Consider the following 24,516-nt stretch of genomic DNA (forward strand, 5'->3'; position numbering starts at 1 on the left):
GGAGAAAAAACTGAAAAACGGGTATAAAACCTTTGTTTTTTAAAAAGATGTTTTTAATCGTAAAATTTAAAGAGTAGTTTTGTTTAAAATATTGTATTAAAGAAGAATAAGGTTACTTTAGTTAATAAAATTGTATAATATGTTTGTTTACTGTTTAGTTATTGAATTGTTATTATTTGTTTGGTATCTTACTGAATTTTACAAGTTTTATAGGTATAAATATGAATCAGTAGAAGTGATTGCTACAGTTGTAAATAAAGAAAGAAGTATTTTATTTCAAAGAGCTTCAACTAAATTTTTTACGGGTGAAAAAAGAGTTTTGAGCATAACTTTTGAATATAATATTAATGAGAGAACTTTTAGGAAAGAGGAAAAAATTCTCGAAGAAGCATATAAAGAAATTGATGAAAACTGTATTAAAGTTTTAGTTTTAAAAAAGTTTCCTATTAAATGTACATTGAAATCACATAATTTAAGGTTTCAAAATGCTTTACTGGTTTTAGTTGTATTTATTTTTTGGACTTTGTTGATTGTAATTTTAAGTAAATGAAAATAGATAAAAGTAAATTAGATAAAATTGATGTTTTTAGATATGTGCAGAACGTTGAAAATACCAAAGAGTATTTTTTTACAGGAGAAGACCAAAACATACTAAAAGGTTTAAAAAAAGAATGTTTTTTACCAAAAGAAAAGTTTGAGTTAAGTATTGTAGATTGGTTATATGATGAGCTTTATATTTTTAAAACATCGATAAATAGTTTTACAGATTTAGAAGAATTTTTTTTCTATGCAAATCATTCAACACTTAATAATGATGATTGGGTAAGTAAAGCTGAAAATTTTGATGTAAAGGTGGTGTATCTAACTTCAGAAAAATTGAAAGAAACAATTAATTTGGGAATTGAAGCAACACTGTTAGAAAGTAGTAGTTTAAAGGTGTTTTTAGAGTTTGATAAAATTGAAACACCCATTTGGTTATTAAATTCATACAATCCATTATTTTTAGGTTTTATTTATAAAAAGCATTATTACTATTTAAATTACAATGGATATATTTAGGTGTGTTTTTTTGTTTGAAAAAGAGATAATTAAAAGGGTAAAGGTAATATTTTGAACGATTTATATGTTTTTTTATTCATTCTAGGTGTATTAAATACTTTTTTGGGTTATAAGTTGATTAGAGGAATTGTAACTATTTATAACTTTAAAAAAGGGGCTATTATCCAAGGTGAAGTTTTAAAGATTTCATGGAAACCTGTTGTTTTGATAAAAATGAGTTATCTGTTTCCTAAAGAACAACTAAAAGTTTCTTTTAAGTTTAAATTAAATGAAGTTTTTTATGAAAAAACAGAAGAGGATGTTTATTTTGTGTTTAGGAGAATAGGGATAAAATCACCACCTAAAGTAGGAAAAGAAATTCAGCTTTATGTTCCTAAAAATAATAACCCCAACAATGTAACAATTAACAATCCCAATAAAAGTATAAAACCTTTAATTCTCTTAGCTTTTTTATTTATATTTTCTCTTTCAGTTATGAGTTTGGTATTACTAAATATTTAGGAAATAAAATCAGAAAAGCATCAGTAAAAACATTAAACAAAACATAATTATATAAAAAGTAAATAATCAAAAGTATTTCATTACTTTTGGTTTAGCTAACGCCCCCATGCATTTCATATTTTTTGTAGCATAACTATAAGAATACAACATAAACTTCGTTGTAGAAAAGGTGTGATTCAAGGCATTTATAAGCTAGAATATTAAATAAAAAACAACAAATAATTACTAGATTCTTACAAATCTATAGTACGTAATTCAAAATTGGTAATTAATTACTACTTTGCAACAAATACTTAATTGATAATGACGTTTGATTTAGAATACAACTCAGAAAGAACAAAATTAATTATTCCTGAATACGGAAGACATATACAAAAGTTGGTCAATCATTGTGTTGACTTACCTACAAAAGAAGAAAGAAATACCATGGCTAAAGCCATTATAGATGTAATGGGTAATCTACAGCCGCATTTAAGAGATGTGCCTGATTTTAAACATAAGTTATGGGATCAATTATACATCATGTCTGATTTTAAATTAGATGTTGATTCTCAATATGAAAAACCTTCAGAAGAAGAACTAAAAGAAAAACCAAGTCCTTTACCTTACCCAAAGTCAGCTTCAAAATATAGGTTTTACGGAACCAATATTCAAACTATGATCGATGTTGCTTTAACTTGGGAAAAAGGAGATAAAAGAGAAGCTTTAGAGTTTACAATAGCCAACCACATGAAAAAGTGTTATTTAAACTGGAATAAAGATACTGTAGAAGATGCTGTTATTTACGATCATTTATTTGAATTGTCTGATTGTGAGATAGATTTAAGAGGAAGAGAAGACGAATTAGCAGACACTAAAAGTTTATTACGAAGCAGAAGTTCTCAAGGAAAAAAGAAATCAACAAACAATAATCATAAAAACAATAAAAACAGAAAAAGGTAAATGGCATCATTTAAAATAGAGGGAGGTCATAAACTAAGTGGCGTAATAACACCTCAAGGAGCTAAAAATGAAGCATTACAAGTAATTTGTGCTGTTTTATTAACCTCTGAAAAAGTAATCATCAATAATATACCAGATATTATTGATGTTAATAAGCTAATATTTATTTTAGGAGAATTAGGCGTAAAAATTGAAAAACTTAGTGCCAATTCTTACAGCTTTCAGGCAGATGATATCAACCTTAAATATTTAGAGAGTCCAGAGTTTAAAAGAGATGGAAGTTCGTTAAGAGGTTCAATCATGATTGTTGGACCATTATTGGCTCGCTTTGGAAAAGGATATATTCCAAGACCTGGTGGAGATAAAATAGGTAGAAGAAGATTAGATACTCATTTTGAAGGATTCATAAATTTAGGTGCTAAGTTCCGTTATAATCGTGAAGAATATTTTTATGGTGTAGAAGCAGAAGACGGATTAACGGGTACTAATATGTTATTAGACGAAGCTTCTGTAACAGGTACAGCCAACATTATAATGGCAGCTGTATTGGCAAAAGGAACAACGACTATATATAATGCAGCTTGCGAGCCTTACATTCAACAATTGTCAAAAATGTTGAATAGTATGGGAGCTAAAATATCAGGAGTTGGCTCTAATTTACTAACTATTGAAGGAGTAGAGGTTTTAGGTGGTTGTGAGCATAGAATTTTGCCTGATATGATTGAGATTGGTAGTTGGATTGGTATGGCAGCAATGACTCAATCTGAATTAACAATTAAAGATGTTAGTTGGAAAGATTTAGGTCAAATTCCAGATGTTTTTAGAAAACTAGGAATTCAATTAGAAAAAAAGAACGACGATATTTATATCCCTTCTCAAGATAGCTACGAGATTCAAAACTATATAGATGGATCTGTGTTAACAGTTGCAGATGCACCTTGGCCTGGGTTTACTCCAGATTTATTAAGTATTGTTTTAGTGGTAGCTACACAGGCTAAAGGAACAGTATTAATACACCAAAAGATGTTTGAGAGTAGATTGTTCTTTGTAGACAAATTGATAGATATGGGCGCTAAAGTAATTTTATGCGACCCTCACAGAGCTACAGTAATTGGGCACGATCGTCAGTCTCAATTAAAAGCAACAAAAATGACTTCACCAGATATTCGTGCAGGAATATCTTTATTAATAGCAGCTTTATCAGCTAAAGGTACTAGTATTATCAATAATATAGAGCAAATTGATAGAGGGTACGAACGTATTGTAGAACGATTGACTGCAATAGGAGCTAAGATAGAGCGTATAGAAGATTAAGAAATATATAAATTCAACGATAAAAAAATAAGGCGTAGTTTACTAACTATGCCTTATTTTTTATCATAAAGTTAACTTTTAAAAAGAGCAGTTTTGCCAAGCAAAATAATTTATTTCGCTAAATTTGATAGATTATTAAAACCAAATAGGATAATGAAAAAACTAATATTATCAGCCTCAATTTTTTTCTTCTGTGCAAGTTTATTAGGGCAAAAAACTACTGAAAACTTTACAAAATCCATAGAGAAAAGTCATAGTAAAGAAATGTTTTTAAGTCAAAAATATATTTCTTACGAAATTGATATAAAGTTTGGAGGGAAAGACTACATGACCGGAACTATTATTCAGGAAACAGGTGGCGGAAAAATTAAAATCCTAAAGAAAGACGGATCTATAATTTTATTCGATGGAGAAAGTGTTTATGGAAAAGGCATTGTAGAAAAAGGAGAGTCAGGTGCTCGATTTGATATTTTTACATGGTCATATTTTTTGAGTCTACCTTATAAATTGAATGACAAAGGAACCATTTGGTCTGATTTTTCGAAACATAAATGGGGAAAAGAACAATTAGAAACAGGAAAGTTATCGTTTCAATCAGGAACTGGAGATGCGCCAGATGATTGGTACGTAATTTATAAAAATGATAAAAATAAACTTGTTGGGGCTGCATATATTGTAAGTTTTGGTAAAGGAAAAAAAGAAGCAGAGAAAGAACCTCATGCGATTAAGTATAATAATTTTACTGATGTAAAAGGAATATCATTTGCTACAGATTGGACTTTTCATATGTGGAATTTAAAAGAAGGATACACAACATTAATTGGAGAAGTTAAATTAAATAATATATCATTCTTAAAATCAGCAGATTTTTCTGTACCAGAAGGGAGCAAGAAAATTGAAGCGCCTAAATTTTAATTTTGGACAAAAAATATTTATCAAAATAGTGTCAACTTGACACTATTTTTTTATTGGCAGTATTCTTGCTTAAAAAAAGTAAATAAAATTAAGAAAACGATTTACAATGAGTAAAGACGAATATACTAAAGAAGACGAGCTAAAAGACGCTATTAATAATGGTGATGTAGAAATAAATCAGGAAGAGGTTAAAAATACTGACGAAAAAGAAGTAACAGAGCCTACTTCAGAAGAACTTTTACAAGCTGAAAAAGATAAATATTTACGTCTTTTTGCTGAATTTGAAAATTATAAAAAGAGAACAACCAAAGAAAGGATAGAATTATTTAAAACGGCAAATCAGGAAGTAATGACAGTTTTACTGCCAATTTTAGATGATTTTGAAAGAGCTTTGACACATATAGATGATGATAAAGAAGCTGAGGAGTTAAGAAAAGGAGTGTTGTTAATATATCAAAAGCTATTAAAAACATTAGAACAAAAAGGTTTAGTAGCTATTGAAGTAAAGCAAGGAGATGATTTTGATGCAGATACTCATGATGCGATTACACAAATACCAGCACCATCTGACGATTTAAAAGGTAAAATCATTGACTGTGTAGAGAAAGGATATAAGTTAGGAGAAAAAATTATACGTCACCCTAAAGTAGTTGTAGGACAAGCGTAAATATTTATCAGTTATCAATTATCGATGATCAATGATCATTGTTAATTGTTAATAGTTAATTGAATAAAATGGCAAAACAAGATTATTACGAAGTATTAGGAGTAACTAAATCTGCAAGCGCAGCTGAGATAAAGAAAGCATATCGTAAGATGGCTATTAAGTATCATCCTGACAAAAATCCAGATGATAAAGAGGCAGAAGAAAAATTTAAACTTTGTGCAGAGGCTTACGAAGTATTAAGTGACGATAATAAGAAAGCTCGCTACGATCAATTTGGACATGCAGCTTTTGAAGGCGGTCAAGGTGGATTTGGCGGTGGCGGTATGAATATGGATGACATATTTAGCCAGTTTGGAGATATTTTTGGAGGTGCTTTTGGTGGCGGCTTTGGAGGTTTCGGTGGCGGAGGTCAACGACAAGCTAGAGTAAAAGGAAGTAATCTTCGTATTCGTGTAAAGTTAACATTAGCTGATATTGCAAATGGTGTAGAGAAAAAAGTAAAAGTTCGTCGTAAAGTTCAGGCTGACGGAGTTACTTATAAAACTTGTACTACTTGTAATGGATCTGGTCAGCAGATGAGAGTTACAAACACAATACTAGGTAGAATGCAAACAGCTACTACTTGTAGTACTTGTCACGGAGCTGGTCAAATAATAGACAAGAAGCCGTCAGGTGCAGATGCACAAGGTATGACTGTTAAAGAAGAAACGGTTTCAATAAATATACCTGAAGGAGTAGTTGAAGGAGTTCAATTAAAAGTAGGAGGTAAGGGTAATGAAGCACCTGGTAAAAACTCTATTCCAGGAGATTTATTAGTTGTTATAGAAGAAGTACCTCACGAAACATTAAAAAGAGAGGGTAGTAATATTCACTACGATTTATATGTAAGTTTTTCTGAGGCTGTCTTAGGAGCTTCTAAGGAAGTAGATACGGTAACAGGAAAAGTAAAAATTAAAATAGATCCAGGAACACAATCTGGAAAAATTTTAAGATTAAAAGGAAAAGGATTACCAAGTATTGAAAGATATGGTAGTGGAGATTTCTTAATACATATAAATGTGTGGACACCACAAGAACTAACCAAAGATCAGCGTAAGTTTTTTGAGTCTATGATGAAAGATGAAAATTTTTCACCAAACCCTCAAAAATCAGATAAGTCGTTTTTTGATAAAGTAAAAGATATGTTTTCTTAATAGAAAGTATAAATCAATATAAAGACCACCTCAAGAGTTGAAGATTCTTGAGGTGGTTTTTGTTTGTAGAAACATTAAATAGTGATAAAACCAATGTTGTCAATGCTTTAGTTAAATTTGTGTGATATTTAAGTTGTTGTAAATTAAATAATTATGTTTCTGTATGGTGAAAAAGTCTGTTTTTTCATGAAAAAAGTATAATATTTTTTTGTGTAAATATAAATATGTTGTATATTTGTAGTGTCTAGGAGACGTTCTAGACACTTTTTCTTTTTCATAGCAATTTTCCCACTCAATTTTTTGAGTGGGTTTTTTTTATGAAAGAAATTGTTTAAAATATAAATATAAGCAGATCAGTCTTATCGCTATTTTGTGTATGCAAAGTAGAGGAAAGTCCGGACACCACAGAGTAAGCATAGCGGATAACATCCGTCCAGTGTAAACTGAGGACAAGTGCAACAGAAAGAATGTACAGGTAATGCTGTAGTGAAATCAGGTAAACTCTATGCGGTGCAATGCCACGTATATTAGAGCTCGAGTGCTACTCGCACGATTCTAAGGGGTAGGCAGATTGATTCTAATAGTAATATTAGAACTAGATAAATGATAAGAACTTTTGAAGTTACAGAATCCGGCTTATTGGTCTGCTTTTCTTTTTAAAACCTTATTTAGAATTAATTTAAAGAACAAATTAATAAAAAAGACATCTTTAAATTATCATTTTAATAAAAAAGAGGCTTTCAATTATGATTTTATTACTAAAACGTTTTCGTTAATTCATTTTTTTAGAGATTTTTTATTAATACGGTTATTCTGTTGTTTATTTTTTAAATAGTAGGTAAAATTGTACTTTTGTTCACCAAACAAAAACAATACATTACTTTGTTAGGATGAATTTTACATACAAGTTGTTTTATAAAAGAATTCCCTATAAAGTAAACATATAAAAAATAGGTATTGCAAGTTGGTAGTTTAACTAAAAACATTGTAATAATTAATTCGGGTATAATAGGAAAAAGACGTTAAAAATGACTATTTCTGAACTAACCTTTAACAATTGAAAAGACTTCTATATATGAGCATTTACGTAGATTACATTGAGGAGATTGAAGAAAGAAAAAAATTAGGACTTCACCCTAAGCCGATTGATGGAGCAGAGCTATTAAGCGAAATTATTAAGCAAATTAAAGATGTAAATAATGAAAACAGAGAAGATTCTCTAAAGTTTTTTATTTATAATGCTTTACCAGGTACTACTAGTGCTGCTGGTGTAAAAGCTAAATTTTTAAAAGAAATAATTTTAGGAGAATCTGTTGTAGCAGAAATTACTCCAGCTTTTGCTTTTGAACAATTGTCACACATGAAGGGAGGACCTTCTGTAGAGGTTCTTTTAGATTTAGCCTTAGGTGCAGATGCTTCTATAGCAGCTGAAGCAGCTAAAGTTCTTAAAACTCAAGTGTTTTTATACGAAGCAGATACAGAGCGTTTAGAAAAAGCAATGAAATCTGGAAGCGCTATTGCTAAGGAGATTATAGAAAGTTATGCAAATGCAGAATTTTTCACAAAGTTACCAGAGATAGATGAGAAGATAGAAGTTGTAACTTATGTAGCTGGAGTTGGAGATATTTCTACTGATTTACTTTCTCCTGGTGCAGATGCACACTCTAGATCTGATCGTGAATTACATGGTCAATCTATGTTTGAGCATAATAAAGATATGCAAAATGAATTATTAGCATTACAAAAGCAACACCCAGATAAGCGTGTAATGTTAATTGCAGAAAAAGGAACAATGGGAGTAGGTTCGTCAAGAATGTCAGGTGTAAATAACGTGGCTTTATGGACAGGTATTCCTTCTAGTCCATATGTACCTTTTATCAATATTGCACCAGTAATTGCTGGTACTAATGGTATTGCTCCAATTTTCTTAACTACAGTTGGTGTAACAGGAGGTATTGGTATCGATCTTAAAAACTGGGTGAAACAAAAAGATGAAAATGGAAATACTATCGTAGATGAAGATGGTGATCCAATTTTAAAAGAAGTTTATTCAGTTAAAACAGGTACAGTTTTAACAATCAATACAAAAGAAAAGAAATTATATAACGGAGATACTGAATTAAAAGATATTTCTACTGCGTTAACTCCTCAAAAAATGGAGTTTATTAAAGCTGGAGGTTCTTATGCAGTTGTTTTCGGTAAAAAATTACAAACTTTCGCATGTAAATCATTAGGTATTGATGTACCTCAAGTATATGCACCTTCTAAAGAAATTTCTATTGAAGGGCAAGGTTTAACTGCAGTAGAGAAAATTTTCAATAGAAATGCTGTAGGTAATACACCAGGTGTTACTTTACATGCAGGATCAAATACTCGTGTAGAGGTTAATATCGTAGGATCTCAAGATACTACTGGTTTAATGACTTCTCAAGAGTTAGAAATGATGGCTGCGACTATTATTTCTCCAATTGTAGATGCTGGTTATCAGTCAGGATGTCACACAGCTTCTGTATGGGATGATAAGTCAAAAGCTAACATTCCAAGATTAATGAAGTTTATGAATGACTTCGGTTTAATCACTGGACGTGATCCTAAAGGAGTTTACCATGCAATGACAGATGTAATTCATAAAGTATTAAATGATATCGCTGTTGATGATTGGGATGTAATTATTGGTGGTGATTCACATACAAGAATGGCAAAAGGTGTTGCTTTCGGAGCAGATTCTGGAACAGTAGCTTTAGCTTTAGCAACAGGAGAGGCTACTATGCCAATTCCTCAGTCTGTTAAAGTAACATTCAAAGGAAACATGGTTCCTTACATGGATTTCCGTGATGTAGTACATGCTACACAACAACAAATGTTAGATCAATTTGAAGGAGAAAATGTATTCCAAGGTAAGATTATTGAAGTACATATTGGAACTTTAACTTCTGATCAAGCATTTACATTTACAGATTGGACTGCTGAAATGAAAGCAAAAGCTTCTATCTGTATTTCTGAAGATGAAACATTAATTGAATCATTAGTAATTTCAAGAGATCGTATCCAAATTATGATCGATAAAGGAATGGATAATGAAAAGCAAGTATTACAAGGTTTAGTTGACAAAGCTAACAATCGTATTGCTGAATTAGAGTCTGGAAGCAGACCAGCTTTAAGACCAGATGCTGATGCTAAATATTATGCTGAAGTTGTTATTGACTTAGACAAGATTGTTGAGCCAATGATTGCTGATCCAGATGTAAATAATGAAGATGTATCTAAGCGTTATACACACGATAATATTCAACCATTATCTTTCTACGGAGGAACTAAAAAAGTTGATTTAGGTTTCGTAGGATCTTGTATGATTCACAAAGGAGATATGAAAATTTTAGCTCAAATGTTAAAGAACATTGAAGCACAACAAGGTGAAGTTAAATTCAATGCTCCATTAGTTGTTGCACCTCCAACATATAACATTGTTGACGAGTTAAAAGCAGAAGGTGATTGGGATGTTTTAGCTAAGTATTCAGGTTTTGTATTTGACGATGATGCACCAAAAGGAGCAGCACGTACAAAATATGAAAACGTATTATACTTAGAGCGTCCAGGATGTAACTTATGTATGGGGAACCAAGAAAAAGCAGAACCAGGAGATACAGTAATGGCTACATCTACACGTTTATTCCAAGGTCGTGTGGTAAGAGATTCTCAAGAGAAAAAAGGAGAATCTTTATTATCATCAACACCAGTAGTTGTGTTATCTTCAATTTTAGGTAGAACTCCTACTTTAGAAGAGTATCAAGCAGCTGTTGAAGGTATTGTGTTAACTAAATTTAAGCCATCACAAAAATTATTAGTAGTTTAATTACTAATTGAAATAAATATAAAAAAGCCTGTCTAAATAATTTTAGATAGGCTTTTTATTTTTAAACCATATTTTGCAAGTAATTCTGTAAGTTCAGGGGCTGATGGTTTTGAAGCTTCTGCTGAAATGATTTTCCTTCATTATTTAATAATAAACAAATTAGTTATTAAAATAGTTAGAGTTCCATGATATGTAATTTCGAGTGTTTATAAGTGATATTTAAAAATTGTTATAGAAAAAACTTATTTGAGATTAATTTAATTAAATAGTAGACTCATTTTTAGCATTGTAATTTTTATTAAATTACGTTGATAAATAAAAAAACAAACAAATACCATGGCTTTCGATATTGAAATGATAAAAAAGGTATATGGTAAAATGGTAGAGAAAGTAGATGCTGCTCGCCAAATTACTGGAAAACCTTTAACCTTAGCAGAGAAAATTTTATATGCACACTTGTGGGATGGCAAACCAACAACTGCTTACCAAAGAGGTAAAGATTATGTAGATTTTGCACCAGATAGAGTTGCCTGTCAAGATGCAACCGCTCAGATGGCTTTATTACAGTTTATGCAAGCTGGAAAAACTAAAGTAGCAGTGCCAACAACAGTTCACTGTGATCACTTAATTCAAGCTAAAGAAGGTGCAGATAAAGATTTACAAAATGCTTTAAACAATAGTAACGAAGTTTTTAATTTTTTAGAGTCTGTATCCGATAAATATGGAATAGGGTTTTGGAAACCAGGCGCAGGTATTATTCATCAAGTAGTATTAGAAAATTATGCTTTTCCTGGAGGTATGATGATTGGAACAGATTCTCATACAGTAAATGCAGGAGGATTAGGAATGGTAGCCATTGGAGTAGGTGGAGCAGATGCTGTGGATGTTATGGCAGGAATGGCTTGGGAATTAAAGTTTCCTAAATTAATAGGAGTGAAGTTAACAGGTAAATTATCTGGATGGACAGCCCCTAAAGATGTTATATTAAAAGTTGCTGAAATTTTAACTGTAAAAGGAGGAACAGGAGCTATTGTTGAATATTTTGGTCCTGGTGCAACAGCAATGTCTTGTACTGGTAAAGGTACTATCTGTAACATGGGAGCTGAAATAGGAGCAACTACTTCTACTTTTGGTTATGATGATTCAATGGAACGATATTTACGTGCTACAGAAAGAGCAGATGTAGCAGATGCTGCGAATGAAATAAAAGAGTATTTAACAGCAGATGCTGAGGTGTATGCAAATCCTGAAAAGTATTTCGATCAAGTTATAGAAATCAATTTATCGGAATTAAAACCGTTGTTAAACGGACCTTTTACTCCAGATTTATCTACTGCAGCTGGTAGTGACATGACAGAGAAGGCAAATGCAAACGATTGGCCTTTAAAAGTAGAATGGGGACTAATAGGTTCTTGTACAAATTCATCTTATGAAGATTTATCTCGTGCGGCTTCTATCGCTCAACAAGCATTAGACAAAGGTTTAAAAACTAAAGCTGAGTTCGGAATTAATCCTGGTTCTGAACAAGTGCGTTATACCGCAGAGAGAGACGGAATTTTACAAGTATTTGAAAAATTAGATGCAAAAATATTTACCAATGCATGTGGTCCTTGTATTGGGCAATGGGCACGTTATAAGGATCCGAAAAATGCACCTAAAAATAGTATTATACATTCTTTTAACAGAAATTTTGCCAAGCGTGCAGATGGTAATCCAAACACACATGCCTTTGTAGCATCACCAGAAATGGTAGCTGCAATTGCTATAGCAGGTCGTTTAGATTTTAATCCGTTAACAGATAAGTTAATTAATGAAAATGGAGAAGAAGTATTATTAGATGAGCCAACAGGATGGGAATTACCTCCAAAAGGGTTTGAGGTAAAAGAAAATGGATATTTAGCACCATCAGCTGATGGAAGTAATGTTGAGGTAGTGGTAAATCCTGATTCAGAACGTTTAGAATTACTAACACCATTTACTCCAATAGGTAATGAAATTAAAGGAGCAAAGTTATTAATTAAGGCTTTTGGTAAGTGTACTACAGATCATATATCTATGGCAGGACCATGGTTACGCTACAGAGGACACTTAGATAACATTTCTAATAATTGTTTAATAGGTGCAGTAAATGCTTATAATAAACATACCAACTTTGTTAAAAGTCAATTAACAGGAGAGTATGATGCTGTACCAGCCACACAAAGAGCCTATAAGGCAGCAGGAATTCCTACTATTGTAGTTGGTGATCATAATTATGGAGAAGGATCTTCGCGTGAGCACGCTGCAATGGAACCACGTCATTTAGGAGTAGTTGCTGTAATTGTAAAATCGTTTGCACGTATTCATGAAACGAATTTGAAAAAGCAAGGGATGTTAGGATTAACTTTTACTAATGAAGCTGATTATGATTTAATTCAAGAAGATGATACTTTTAACTTTTTAGATTTACATGAATTTGCTCCAGGTAAACCTTTAACTATTGAAGTTGTTCATGCCGATGGAAGCAAAGATGAATTTAAAGTGAATCATACATATAACCAAGGGCAAATTGAATGGTACAATGAAGGTTCGGCTCTAAACTTAATCAAAAAACAAAATTCTTAAATAAAATTATCTATTTCACGTACTAAATTTTAAACTCCCATATTTTTTGGGAGTTTTTTTGTAGATTTATTAAAATTAATGAACAAAACAAAACTAAATTAAGAGATGAGAAGATTTTTTATAGGAGTATTAGCTATCGCTTTTTTAGCTACTACAACAAGTTGTGACGATGGAAGAGAACAAGTAATTCCAGAGTCAGGTACACTAAGTTCAAATCCTTTCTTTTTTGTAATTGATGACGGCGCTGCAGATAATGTATCAGGTATTACTGTAGGAGGTGTACAAGAAGGAAAAAACACTTCTTTTATAATTACAGATGCAGATAAAAACATACTAGGTTTACCAAAAACTATGGAAGACTTAGAAAATGAGAATTTTGAAGGTGCAAGTGCTGGTGATTGCTACATTTGGTACATTAGTTATAATGATAGCGTAACAGGTTTAGATGTAGGAAATAGTATTGAAAGTATTACTGGACTTTTTGATATTTCAAACTCTATAAAAATAGAAAGAGTAAATACTCCAGAAGCAGGAATGTTAACTGGTGGACCTTTCACATTTACTGTTGGAGATGGAATGGCTGATACTGTTTCTGGAATTGCAAATTCTTCAACTGCTTTATCAGGTAAAACTGAATCTTATTTAATTACAGATGATGCAGGTAAAATTTTAGAAGTAATTAAAGAAGGTGTAGATGCAGACACAGAAGAAGAATTAACAGCTTTAGAGGTGTTAGAGAAATTTGACTTTGATGGAGCAGCTCCAGGAGATTGTTTAATCTGGTATATCCGTTATGAAGGAGAGTTAGATGGTTTAGAAAAAGATAAAATGGCTGCCGATATTGCTGGGAAAACTAATGATAACGGAGCAGTAATTGGAATCTATGATTTATCTAATTCTATAACAGTAACAAGAAACTAGAATATTCTTATATATTTTGAACAACAAAGGTCGGCTTTTTATGAAGTCGACCTTTTGTTTTATATGAAATACTATTTTAGATGATATCTAAAATACTTTCAGGTGGTCTACCCACAACAGCTTTTTTACCGTTTACAACTATAGGTCTTTCTATTAGTTTAGGATTTTCAACCATCGCTTTGATAACTTCGGCATCAGATAACTCTTTCCCTTTGAATTGCTCTTTCCATATTTTCTCATTCTTTCTTACTAAATCTACAGGAGCAATGTTTAAAAGACCAATAATTTCTGATAATTCTTCTTCAGAAAGTAATTCATCTAAATATTTTACAATGGTAAAATCGGCTTTTTGTTCTTCTAAGATAGCAACTCCCTGACGAGATTTTGAGCATCTTGGATTATGATATATTTGAATCATTTTATTTTTGATATTTAGTTTCTTTTATTAAATCTTTTAATCCTTTTTCACTTAAAAAATGACCACTTACAGTAAAGTTTATTTGTTCAATTTCAGATTTAAAATTAATAAAGGTAACCTTTGTGTATTTCATACCTAATAATCTCCATAATAGTTCACCTTGAAGTTGAGCATTTCTAATTTTAACTTTTCTCGTGTATGGCTTGTTTAAATTTAGTTCATTAATAACAATGCCAAAAATATTTCTAACAATTAGTTTGTTGTTAAGAATTTCTATGCAATACTTTAATAAGAACACTGATAAAAAAGTCAAACTCAAAGAATAAATACAAGCCAAATTAAAACTGATATTAAAAAGTCCTCCAGTAAAACTCTCAAAAAGCAATAGAATAAAAACAAAAAGGATAAAAATTAAAATTATTCTAAAAATAAAAGCAGGTACATCTTTTTCAAACTTCATTTGAAATTATTTATTTGAATAGTTTCTAACTTCGCACACAGCAAAAAATATTGATCACCGATAACAGGTAATTGATCACTGAAATCAATTTTCCTTCTGTCCCATGCTCATTAAGTATGCTTTTAAAAACGGATTTATATTCCCGTCCATCACAGCGTCTACATTACCAGTCTCATGAGCTGTTCTAACATCTTTTACTAATTTATAAGGATGCATTACGTAATTACGAATTTGACTTCCCCATTCATTTTTCAATTTATTAGCTTCAATATCAGCTCTAGCCGCTAATCTTTTTTGTAATTCAATTTCGTATAACTGCGATTTCAGCATTTGCATAGCTGTAGCTCTGTTATCGTGTTGTGAACGCGAATTAGAACACTGAATTTGAATTCCAGTAGGTTTATGTAATAACTGAACTTTAGTTTCAACTTTGTTTACATTCTGTCCACCAGCTCCACTTGATCTAGCTGTTGTAATTTCAATATCAGCAGGATTTACTTCAATTTCAATCGTATCATCAGCTACAGGATACACATACACAGAAGCAAAAGAAGTATGACGCTTAGCATTACTATCAAAAGGAGAAATACGAACTAAACGATGTACACCATTTTCACCTTTTAACCATCCGAAGGCAAAATCACCATCAAACTCTAAGGTAACCGTTTTAATACCTGCAACATCACCAGCTTGATAATTTAAAGTTTTAACTTTCAAACCTTGCTTTTCAGCCCACATCGTATACATACGTGTCAACATTTCTGCCCAATCACAACTTTCAGTACCACCAGCACCTGCAGTAATTTGAATAGTAGCACTTAAATTATCACCTTCATCAGAAAGCATGTTTTTAAATTCAATATCTTCTAAAAAAGTACTCGTTTTTTCAAATTGCTCATCTACTTCAGCATCTTCAACTTCTCCTTCTTTATAAAAATCGTATAGTACATTTAAATCTTCATATAAAGAAACAACCTCATTGTAATCATTTACCCACTTTTTCTTTAAACGCAAAGATTTCATTAGTGTTTCAGCCTCTTTTGGATTGTTCCAAAAATTAGGATCAGCAGTTTTTTCTTCTTCATTAGATATTTCAATTAATTTCTTATCAATATCTAAATACCCTTTTAATTTGTCAACGCGTTCAGCGATATTTTTAAGCTGTTCATGTGTAATCATAGCTGCAAAAATAACTTAAAAAAAAGATTTAGTATTTTTATTCGCGCTTAAATCTAACCAAAAAGTAAAATGAAAAAAATAACTACTTTTTTAACGATATTCTTAGTCTCAATATCTGTATACAGTCAGTTTTTTTCTAATAAAAAAGGAATTACCAAATATGAAGGATATATTCCGTTTTATTACGATGAAAATACCGATAAAATATACTTAGAAGTATCAAAATTAAACACTGAATTTTTATATGTAAACGCTTTATCTGAAGGAGTTGGTTCTAATGACATTGGGTTGGATAGAGGACAGTTAGGGGGAGGAGTTGTGGTAAAATTTCAAAAAGCAGGAAATAAATTATTATTGATTCAGCCCAACCAAGATTACAGAGCAATAACAGATAATGAAGAAGAAAAACAATCGGTAAAAGAAGCGTTTGCAAAGTCTGTTTTATTCGGATTTAAAATTAAAGAACAACAAAACGGACGCTATTTAATTGATGCAACAGACTTTTTAATGAGAGATGCACATGGAGTGGTAGATAGATTATCTGGAAGAAATCAAGGTAATTATAAATTAGATAAAAGTAAAAGTGCGATTCATTTAGAAAGAACAAAAGCATTTCCTAAAAATGTAGAGTTTGATGTATTATTAACTTTTAAAGGAAAAGCGAAAGGATATAACATAAGAAGTGTAACTCCAAACTCATCGTTGGTATCTGTACATCAACATCATTCGTTTGTTGAATTACCAGATGCTAATTACACACCAAGAATTTATGATCCTCGTTGTGGCTCATGGCAAATGACTTATATGGATTATGCTACACCTATTGATCAACCAATTGTAAAACGATTTATTTATCGTCATCGATTAGAAAAGAAAAATCCGAAGGCAAAAATTAGTGAAGCTAAAGAACCGATTATTTATTATTTAGACAGAGGAACTCCTGAACCTGTAAGATCAGCTTTATTAGAAGGAGGAAGATGGTGGAATCAAGCATTTGAAGCTATTGGTTATAAAGATGCTTTTCAGGTAAAAATGTTACCAAAAGAAGCAGATCCGTTAGATGTTCGTTATAATGTAATACAATGGGTACACCGTTCAACAAGAGGATGGAGTTATGGAGGTAGTATTTCTGATCCTAGAACAGGAGAAATTATAAAAGGTCATGTAAGCTTAGGTTCATTGCGTATTCGTCAGGATTTTTTAATTGCTCAAGCATTAAAGGCTCCTTATAAAAAGAATGATGGAGATGATACTTTTGCATTAGAAATGGCATTGGCAAGAATTCGTCAATTATCTGCTCATGAAATAGGACATACTTTAGGATTTGCACACAACTTTGCAGCAAGTACCAATAATAGAGCTTCTGTGATGGATTATCCGCACCCAAAATTCACATTAAAAAATGGAAAAATTGATTTTTCTGATGCTTATGATACTAAAATAGGAGATTGGGATAAGGTAACAGTTGCTTATGCGTATCAAGATTTTGTTAGTAATGAGGAAGAAGAATTACAGAAAATTTTAACTAGTGCTTTTAGTAGAGGTTTACGATTCATAACTGATGCAGATGCCCGACCAAAAGGAAGTGCACATGCATATGCTCATTTATGGGATAATGGAGAAAACGCTGCGGACGAACTAAAGAAAGTGTTAGCATTGAGAAAAGAAGCGATCACAAACTTTTCTTTAGACAATATTAAAACGAAACAACCATATTCAGTTTTAGAAGATGTTTTTGTGCCGTTGTATTTTTTTCATAGATACCAAGTAGATGCAGCTTCAAAGTTGGTTGGAGGTTTAGATTATACCTATGCAGTAAAAGGGCAAAAAGAGGTTGTGGTTAAAAGAATTGAAGGTAGTATTGAAAGGCAAGCATTGAAAGCATTATTACAAACAATTGATGTAAATGAAATAGCAATTCCTAAACGATTATTAAAACTTTTTCCACCAAGAGCTTATGGTTATAACAGAACCAGGGAAAGTTTTAAAAGTAATACTGGTGTAGCTTTTGATGCGTATGGAGCAGTACAAACTGCAAGTGAGTTTACTTTAGGTTTTTTATTACATCCTCAGAGAGTAAATCGATTGATTCAGCATAAAAGTTTAGATAATAATCAACTAGGATTAGAAGAAGTTATAGATGAGTTATTAAAAATAACTTTTCATCAAAGTTTTAAAAATACATATTATCAGGCTTTGCATGAGATTGTTAAGAAGGAGGTATTACAAGCATTATTTGTTTTAAATAGTGATGAATCTCTTTATTTTCAGGCGAAGGCAATTTTAAATTACAAATTAGATAATTTAGCTTCTCAATTAAAACAAGATCAAAAATCATTGATGAACAAAGAATATGTGAAAATGATTAATGACTATCAAAAGAATCCATCTAAATTTAAAAAGAAAAAGGCTCCTAAAATTCCAGATGGATCTCCAATTGGGATGGATTAGTTTAGTACTAAGTACTCAGTATTTAGTACAAAGTTTAAAGATATAAAGCGATTATAAAAAATAAAGGTTGTTTAAAAATATGGTGTCAGTTCGAGCGCAGTCGAGAACAGTATTATGAAGAGTTTTATTACAGACAACTTAATTTAAAATAAAAAATAATTACCAAATAATAAAATATAAGAATGACAATAAACTTAATAAGCGATACCGTTACAAAACCTACTAAAGGTATGTTGGATGCTATGATGACTGCCGAGGTAGGAGATGATGTTTTTAATGCTGACCCTACGGTAAATAAGTTACAAGAAAAAGTAGCTGCTATGTTTGGAAAGGAAGATGCTTTATTTTTTCCTTCTGGAACGATGGCAAATCAAACAGCGATAAAGTTACATACGCAACCTGGAGATCGAATGTTTTGTGATAAATGGGCGCATGTATATAATTATGAAGGTGGAGGTGCGGCTTTTAATTCGGGAGTAACTTCTTGTTTAATTGATGGTCATAGAGGAATGTTTACAGCAGATCAATTAAAAAGTTTAGTATCTGGAAGAAATGATATTCACACACCGTATAGTAGATTGGTTTGTGCTGAAAATACTACGAATAAAGGAGGAGGAGCTTGTTGGGATTTTGAAGAGTTAAAAAAGATTCATAAAGTAGCTAAAGACAATAATTTGGCATATCATTTAGATGGAGCTCGTTTGTTTAATGCCTTAGTAGCTAAAAATGAAACTACTTTACAATATGGAGAATTATTTGATACAGTTTCAATTTGTTTATCTAAAGGTTTAGGAGCTCCCGTAGGTTCTATATTAGTAGGAAGTAAAACAGATATGGAAAAAGCATTGCGTGTTCGTAAGTTATTTGGTGGAGGAATGCGTCAGGCTGGATATTTAGCAGCAGCAGCAATTTATGCATTAGATAATCAAGTAGAACGTTTAGCAGAAGATCATAAAAAAGCCAAGGAAATAGGTAAGGTTCTTGAAAGTTGTAACTATGTTAAAAAAGTAGAGCCTATTGAAACAAATATTGTCATTTTTTATGTAGAAGATTCTATGAATCCGGATGATTTTATGCATAAACTTCAAGAGAAAGGAATTTTATTAATTTCTATGGGAGAAGGAAAAATTAGAATTGTAACACATTTAGATTATACTGATGATATGCATGAGGAGTTATTAAAAGAGTTGAAGAGTTTTTAATGTAACAATGTTTTTTCAGTTATCAAGTATCAATAAGCAATGCTGATTTTTGATAACTGTTTACTGATAATTTTTAAAAGAAAAAAGTCCTCACAAGTTTCAAAAAGCTGTGAGGACTTTTTATATAAACAGAACGATGCTATTTAAACTAATTAGGAGTTGCTTTTTGATACTGGTGTTGCGTATTAAAAAACTTCAAGCTTCTGGTCAAAAATAGTATCATCCCTCTTTTCTCTTCTCTGAAATACACCAAAACTTAGATAAAAAAAACTATTTTTATGGAATATCAATCATAAAATCTATGCGAAACACTATTTATTTTCTGTTACTAATTGTAGTTTTCTTTTCATGTAAAAAAGAAGAAGTAAAGAAGAATTTACAGCCGTCGAAAATAGTTGTAAAAGAGTTTCAGAAAATTATTGATGAAGCCAATGTTTCAGGATCTATTCTTATGTATGATGTTCAGGAAAAGAAATGGTTTTCAAATGATTTTGATTGGGCAGCAATAGGAAGGTTGCCAGCTTCTACATACAAAATAACAAATTCAATAATCGCTTTGGAAACAGGAGTTGTAGAGAATGATAGCACTATATTGAAATGGAATGGAGAAGAACGAAGAATGAAAGTTTGGGAGCAAGATTTAATTTTTAGAAAAGCATTTCATTATTCATGTGTGCCTTGTTATCAGGAAATAGCAAGAAAAATAGGTGTAGAAAGAATGAATTTGTATTTGAATAAATTACAATATCATGATATGAAAGTGGATTCCACTTCAATAGATACGTTTTGGTTGGTAGGAGATTCTAAAATTAATCAATATGAACAGATAGATTTTTTAAAGAGATTTTACGAATCTAAATTGCCTATAGCAAAACGTACCGAAAATATAATGAAAAAATTAATGGTTATAGAGGAGAATAATCGATATAAAATTAGTGGGAAAACAGGTTGGGCAATTAGAAATGGGAAAAATAACGGTTGGTTTGTTGGATATGTTGAAGTGAAAAATAAAGTATATTACTTTGCAACTAATATAGCTCCAAAAGAAAGTTTTAATATGGAATTATTTCCTAAAATAAGAAAAGAAATTACTCATAAAGCCCTTGAATATATGAAGGTATTATAATCTTTTGATTAATGAAAAAAGTTAAAATAAGAGTTGAAAAATGATATTTTTTCAACTCTTATTTTTTTATCCTCTATTTATTTGACTTGTAATTGTAGTATCGGTTATTTTGGTGTCTTCAGCCAATAAAAAAGCTTTACTTAATACAATAGACAATCCTCGATCACCTTCAAAAGGAATGAATAATTTATCAGTTGTACTATCGGCAGATCTGGAAGGGACAATACATAAATATTGATCGTTAGGTTCCATTAAAATATTACCACTACCAATATGAATTTTATAGGTTCTTAAATCTCCTCTAACAATCAAGAATTTTCCATCAATATGGGCTTTCTTCTTAATCTTAGTAAGTCTAGGTAACAGTCTTTCTAAAATTGTTTTTCTCGTTTTAGCAATTTCATTTAAGTCACCAAAAGAATAAGACGTCCAGTAATCTCGGTGTGTTTGTCTAGCGCCATTATTATCTCTCCATTCAGGATCATTACCAACACTAGCTACACCTACAAAGAGATCTACATCTCTCATAATTTCTGAGAACACAATTTTAGGAACGTTTATTAAATCTATGATATTTCCATCGGCATCGTTAAACCGAACCTGATCTGTAGCAATATATAGCCAAATACCAGTATCATTAATAGCATCATAATCGTTTAATTCATCTATCCAAAATTCAGCAGTAATATTATGTTCAGGTAAAAACTTAGCACAAATTTGATTTTCAATACCATCGTCATAAGCTCCCATTAAAGAGTATTTCCAATCTCTCATAACAGCCAATGTTTTAAATTGATGTTGTTTTAAAATATGAGCTGCCATTCTATTTGAATAGTTTCTGGTATTTATTTCAGCATCAGTAAGTATGTATAATTCGCGATATGCTTGTTTAATAGGTTGTTTTAATTGAATTGACATCATTTTTTCGCGCCAATCAATAATTTCTTGTTCATTTGAAAATACAGGATGCCAAAGTTGTACTTGACAATCACTGTCAATCCAGTCAATTATTTCGCCATTACTATTTGTCCACTTGTTATCAATAAGAAGTACGTTTTCACTTTTATCATTTTTAATGAAAGTCCAAATTAATTTTGTAGCAATGTATTGTACTAAACCATGTTTTAGATAGTATTTTTCAAAAGAGGTATAATCCCAAGTTCTATTTAAAATAAATTGGTTGTCTATTCTTTGTTTTTGAGAAGAAAAAACTTTCTGAATTTCTTTTACTTCTTTTCTTACTTCTTTTAATTTAGTGGTAAGTGAAGCAGTGTTTTTAACAACTGAAGGAACCGATTTAATGGTAGTACCATCGGGTTTAAACCATTGTTGTTTTACTTTGGTTCCATCAATAAAAACAGTTAATTTATAATCGTTAAAATCAATTGTTTTTTCACTATAGACCAATCCAAAATCAGGAACCGACATTTCTTTTAACTCTTCAACAGAAACATTGTATTTTTTAGCTCCTTCGGATAGATATTTGTCAATTGTTTTTTTGATGTTATTTTGTTTTAACTTCAATTTTAAACGAGATAACGCACCTAAACCATCTTTTCCTCTCATATTACCCAGCGTATAGGCGCAGGCATTACCAACTCCAGCAGCAGCAGGTCCAATGCCTGGCATTTTAGTGTATGCTTTTTCAAGTAATCGACTAATGATGGCTATAGTTTCTTTGTCAGAAAATATATCCATTGTCCAAACAACACCTTTGATAAACTGTTTAGAAGGATCGCATAAATATTCATAGTAAGTATAATCATGTTCAGATCCGTTCTGATATGTATAGGTTTCAGTTTGCTCTAAAATAGCCTTGTTTAATGCTGCATTTAGAATTTTTTGTCCTATTTTTCTATAGTTATCTTTCCCAAAAGCGTTGATATATTCTGAGACTTCTTGTTTAAATTTCTGAGTAGGTTTTCCTCCGTTAGCATTATTTACGAGCGTTAATAAATTATGGAGTTCTTTAGATTCGTTGTAATCACTAATCACATCATTAACTTCTTCACCAATATCTTTTGTCATTAATTTAAAAACAACAAAATCATCCTTAGATTGAATGATGTTAAATAGTTTAGTTAATGATTTTTTTAAGTCCGTACCCCAATAACGATTGCTTTTTTCTTGAAAAGCTTTCCACTGAACAACTTCTTGAATATAATTTTTCAAGTTTTCAGAAAGCTCATTCTTTTTTAAGTATTTTTCTATTTGTTGTATAGCGTAGTTAATCGGATATTCTTCTAAAGAAACATAATTTTTATAATTATTTAATTTAGTAAGAGAATCATTTAATGTTTTGAAAAATAAAATCCATTCATCTTCATTGTAAGAATGATTTCTTCTCATTAAGATATTTAATAAAGCAGTGGAAGCATCACCATTCCTTTTGTGTTCATACCTTTGTTCATCTGTTATATCTTTATGAAGTTGTAACAATCGTTCTTTTTCAATATAACCGATTAAGCTTAACATAAACGGTTTTAAGAAAGCTGATTTTTCTTTTTTTAATTTTTCACAAACTTCTATACCAGAAATATCACTCGGAGAATAGATATACATTCTTTTAGCGTTAATTTTTTTAACGGCAGCCTCTATTTTTTCAAAATTTTGCATAGCCAAATGGTTTACCCTCCAACAAGAGGAGTTAGTTTTACAAAAGAAACGGTAGTAGCTTTGTCTACTAATATTTTTTGATCTAAACTTTCAACTTGCTCATCATCAACTAAAATAAAAAAGCCATTATTTTGAAAGGCATCTAAAGCAACATATACTTGCTTTTCAATATCAATTTTAGGTCGTTTTTTATTATTTAGTCTTGTTTCTAAATTTGAAGGTTGTACCAAGCCTTTTTTGTAAGTATCAGCATTTTGTAAATATTTTTCTACTTCTTCTGTTACTCTAGCTTTTATTAATTCAGATACACTAATATATTCTTCTTGAAATTTTAAAGTAATTTCATTTAAAATGTCACCGTTTAAGGCTTCATCTTTAATACTAATACTATTCATAAGTCAATAATTTCCTACTAAAATAGTTAAAAATTATATAACCAGTTTGTATGAATTTGTTTGATTTGAGTGGTCGGAAGTAAATAAATCAACTCTTAAAATTTTAAAAAAATGTTCATTTATGAGATAGTTTTAATCTCTCTGGTAATCCAACCAAATACATTTCTTTTTTTTGAGGCTAGGTAGAATATATTAAATCGACCAATGATAAGTTTATTTTTTTCAGGATTCTCTAATGTAGCTTTAAAATTGAGAGTTTTTGATCGTATAAAGTCAAATTCAATTTTTTTAATAACAGCATTCTCCAAATAATCACGATTGGTAGAGTCTTTAAAAATTATAAATTGATTTTCGTCAATTAAAATTCTTTTATCGATCTGTTTTGAAAAACTAAAATCAGGAATGTCAGTAATTGTAATTAGAAAGTTACTGTCTATTATTTTTTTATGTTGATATATTCTTTCTCCTTTTATGTTTATTATCCCTAAATTATTACCGATTTTGATAGGAGCAGTAGAGGTAATAGAATCAAATGTTATTTTTTGAGATGAAATAACTTGTTTGTTATTAAATAAAATTATCTTATATGGCTTTGTGAAATAGATTGATATCGATAATAATATTGCTGATAATATTGTTTTCATAACTGTAATTTTTAATCTTTACTATAGTCTGATTAAAAATAAGCAATAATTATTGC

20 protein-coding genes and 1 other RNA gene are annotated in these 24,516 nt (G+C 30.8%); 15 read left to right on the forward strand and 6 right to left on the reverse strand.

Translation table 11 applies throughout. From position 1 onward, the window contains the following. Positions 1-139: 139 nt before the first annotated feature. The 12 genes from EYW44_RS16920 (at position 140) to EYW44_RS16975 (ending at position 13,969) form a co-directional block, all read left to right on the forward strand. Positions 140-550 carry a hypothetical protein gene (locus EYW44_RS16920; RefSeq protein WP_132725249.1) on the forward strand — a complete coding sequence of 137 codons (411 nt, stop codon included), beginning with the start codon at positions 140-142 and terminating at the stop codon, positions 548-550. Beyond that, positions 547-1,059 carry a hypothetical protein gene (locus tag EYW44_RS16925; RefSeq protein ID WP_132725252.1) on the forward strand — a complete coding sequence of 171 codons (513 nt, stop codon included), beginning with the start codon at positions 547-549 and terminating at the stop codon, positions 1,057-1,059. The genes EYW44_RS16920 and EYW44_RS16925 overlap by 4 nt, the downstream gene beginning before the upstream one ends. A gap of 51 nt (positions 1,060-1,110) precedes the next feature. Next, positions 1,111-1,560, forward strand: a complete 450-nt coding sequence (locus EYW44_RS16930; RefSeq protein ID WP_132725255.1) for a hypothetical protein — start codon at positions 1,111-1,113, stop codon at positions 1,558-1,560. 303 nt (positions 1,561-1,863) lie between these two features. Further along, positions 1,864-2,502 (forward strand): DUF4290 domain-containing protein, encoded by a 639-nt coding sequence (locus EYW44_RS16935; protein ID WP_132725258.1) that lies wholly within the window; start codon positions 1,864-1,866, stop codon positions 2,500-2,502. Then, positions 2,503-3,816, forward strand: a complete 1,314-nt coding sequence (murA, locus tag EYW44_RS16940) for a UDP-N-acetylglucosamine 1-carboxyvinyltransferase (protein ID WP_132725261.1) — start codon at positions 2,503-2,505, stop codon at positions 3,814-3,816. 153 nt (positions 3,817-3,969) lie between these two features. Then, positions 3,970-4,731 carry a heat-shock protein Hsp90 gene (locus EYW44_RS16945; protein WP_132725263.1) on the forward strand — a complete coding sequence of 254 codons (762 nt, stop codon included), beginning with the start codon at positions 3,970-3,972 and terminating at the stop codon, positions 4,729-4,731. Between the two features lie 106 nt (positions 4,732-4,837). Further along, the gene (locus tag EYW44_RS16950) at positions 4,838-5,398 is read left to right on the forward strand and encodes a nucleotide exchange factor GrpE (RefSeq protein WP_132725266.1); all 561 of its coding nucleotides are present in this window, start codon (positions 4,838-4,840) and stop codon (positions 5,396-5,398) included. Positions 5,399-5,466: 68 nt separating this feature from the next. Further along, complete coding sequence (dnaJ, locus tag EYW44_RS16955) at positions 5,467-6,591, forward strand: molecular chaperone DnaJ (RefSeq protein ID WP_132725269.1); 1,125 nt, start codon at positions 5,467-5,469, stop codon at positions 6,589-6,591. Between the two features lie 345 nt (positions 6,592-6,936). After that, an RNA gene (gene rnpB, locus EYW44_RS16960) (RNase P RNA component class A) lies at positions 6,937-7,246 on the forward strand. Positions 7,247-7,666: 420 nt separating this feature from the next. Further along, on the forward strand, positions 7,667-10,444 hold the full coding sequence (locus EYW44_RS16965) for a bifunctional aconitate hydratase 2/2-methylisocitrate dehydratase (protein ID WP_132725272.1): 2,778 nt from the start codon (positions 7,667-7,669) through the stop codon (positions 10,442-10,444). 336 nt (positions 10,445-10,780) lie between these two features. Continuing rightward, the gene (locus EYW44_RS16970) at positions 10,781-13,048 is read left to right on the forward strand and encodes an aconitate hydratase (protein ID WP_132725275.1); all 2,268 of its coding nucleotides are present in this window, start codon (positions 10,781-10,783) and stop codon (positions 13,046-13,048) included. 105 nt (positions 13,049-13,153) lie between these two features. Continuing rightward, positions 13,154-13,969, forward strand: a complete 816-nt coding sequence (locus tag EYW44_RS16975) for a hypothetical protein (RefSeq protein ID WP_132725278.1) — start codon at positions 13,154-13,156, stop codon at positions 13,967-13,969. A gap of 76 nt (positions 13,970-14,045) precedes the next feature. Here EYW44_RS16975 and arsC read toward each other — a convergent pair whose 3' ends face one another. The 3 genes from arsC to prfB all read right to left on the reverse strand — a co-directional run bounded on the left by arsC (position 14,046) and on the right by prfB (position 16,026). After that, positions 14,046-14,387, reverse strand: a complete 342-nt coding sequence (arsC, locus tag EYW44_RS16980) for an arsenate reductase (glutaredoxin) (RefSeq protein ID WP_132725281.1) — start codon at positions 14,385-14,387, stop codon at positions 14,046-14,048. 1 nt (position 14,388) lies between these two features. Next, positions 14,389-14,847 carry a hypothetical protein gene (locus tag EYW44_RS16985; protein ID WP_132725284.1) on the reverse strand — a complete coding sequence of 153 codons (459 nt, stop codon included), beginning with the start codon at positions 14,845-14,847 and terminating at the stop codon, positions 14,389-14,391. An 84-nt stretch (positions 14,848-14,931) separates the two neighbouring features. Further along, on the reverse strand, positions 14,932-16,026 hold the full coding sequence (gene prfB, locus EYW44_RS16990) for a peptide chain release factor 2 (RefSeq protein WP_132725287.1): 1,095 nt from the start codon (positions 16,024-16,026) through the stop codon (positions 14,932-14,934). 69 nt (positions 16,027-16,095) lie between these two features. On the opposite strand from prfB, the gene EYW44_RS16995 reads away from it, so the two are divergent. The 3 genes from EYW44_RS16995 (at position 16,096) to blaOXA (ending at position 20,805) form a co-directional block, all read left to right on the forward strand. Further along, complete coding sequence (locus tag EYW44_RS16995; RefSeq protein ID WP_132725290.1) at positions 16,096-18,477, forward strand: zinc-dependent metalloprotease; 2,382 nt, start codon at positions 16,096-16,098, stop codon at positions 18,475-18,477. A 182-nt stretch (positions 18,478-18,659) separates the two neighbouring features. Continuing rightward, the gene (locus EYW44_RS17000; RefSeq protein WP_132725293.1) at positions 18,660-19,679 is read left to right on the forward strand and encodes a threonine aldolase family protein; all 1,020 of its coding nucleotides are present in this window, start codon (positions 18,660-18,662) and stop codon (positions 19,677-19,679) included. A gap of 301 nt (positions 19,680-19,980) precedes the next feature. Continuing rightward, positions 19,981-20,805 (forward strand): class D beta-lactamase, encoded by an 825-nt coding sequence (blaOXA, locus tag EYW44_RS17005; protein ID WP_132725296.1) that lies wholly within the window; start codon positions 19,981-19,983, stop codon positions 20,803-20,805. A 66-nt stretch (positions 20,806-20,871) separates the two neighbouring features. On the opposite strand, the gene EYW44_RS17010 is transcribed toward blaOXA, so the two are convergent. The 3 genes from EYW44_RS17010 to EYW44_RS17020 form a co-directional block, all read right to left on the reverse strand. Continuing rightward, positions 20,872-23,421, reverse strand: a complete 2,550-nt coding sequence (locus tag EYW44_RS17010) for a DUF4132 domain-containing protein (protein ID WP_132725299.1) — start codon at positions 23,419-23,421, stop codon at positions 20,872-20,874. An 11-nt stretch (positions 23,422-23,432) separates the two neighbouring features. Then, complete coding sequence (locus EYW44_RS17015) at positions 23,433-23,816, reverse strand: hypothetical protein (protein ID WP_132725302.1); 384 nt, start codon at positions 23,814-23,816, stop codon at positions 23,433-23,435. A 119-nt stretch (positions 23,817-23,935) separates the two neighbouring features. Continuing rightward, on the reverse strand, positions 23,936-24,460 hold the full coding sequence (locus EYW44_RS17020; protein WP_132725305.1) for a hypothetical protein: 525 nt from the start codon (positions 24,458-24,460) through the stop codon (positions 23,936-23,938). Positions 24,461-24,516: the final 56 nt, after the last annotated feature.

It is taken from the genome of Tenacibaculum sp. M341, from assembly GCF_004337695.1.
Classification (GTDB): Bacteria; Bacteroidota; Bacteroidia; order Flavobacteriales; family Flavobacteriaceae; genus Polaribacter.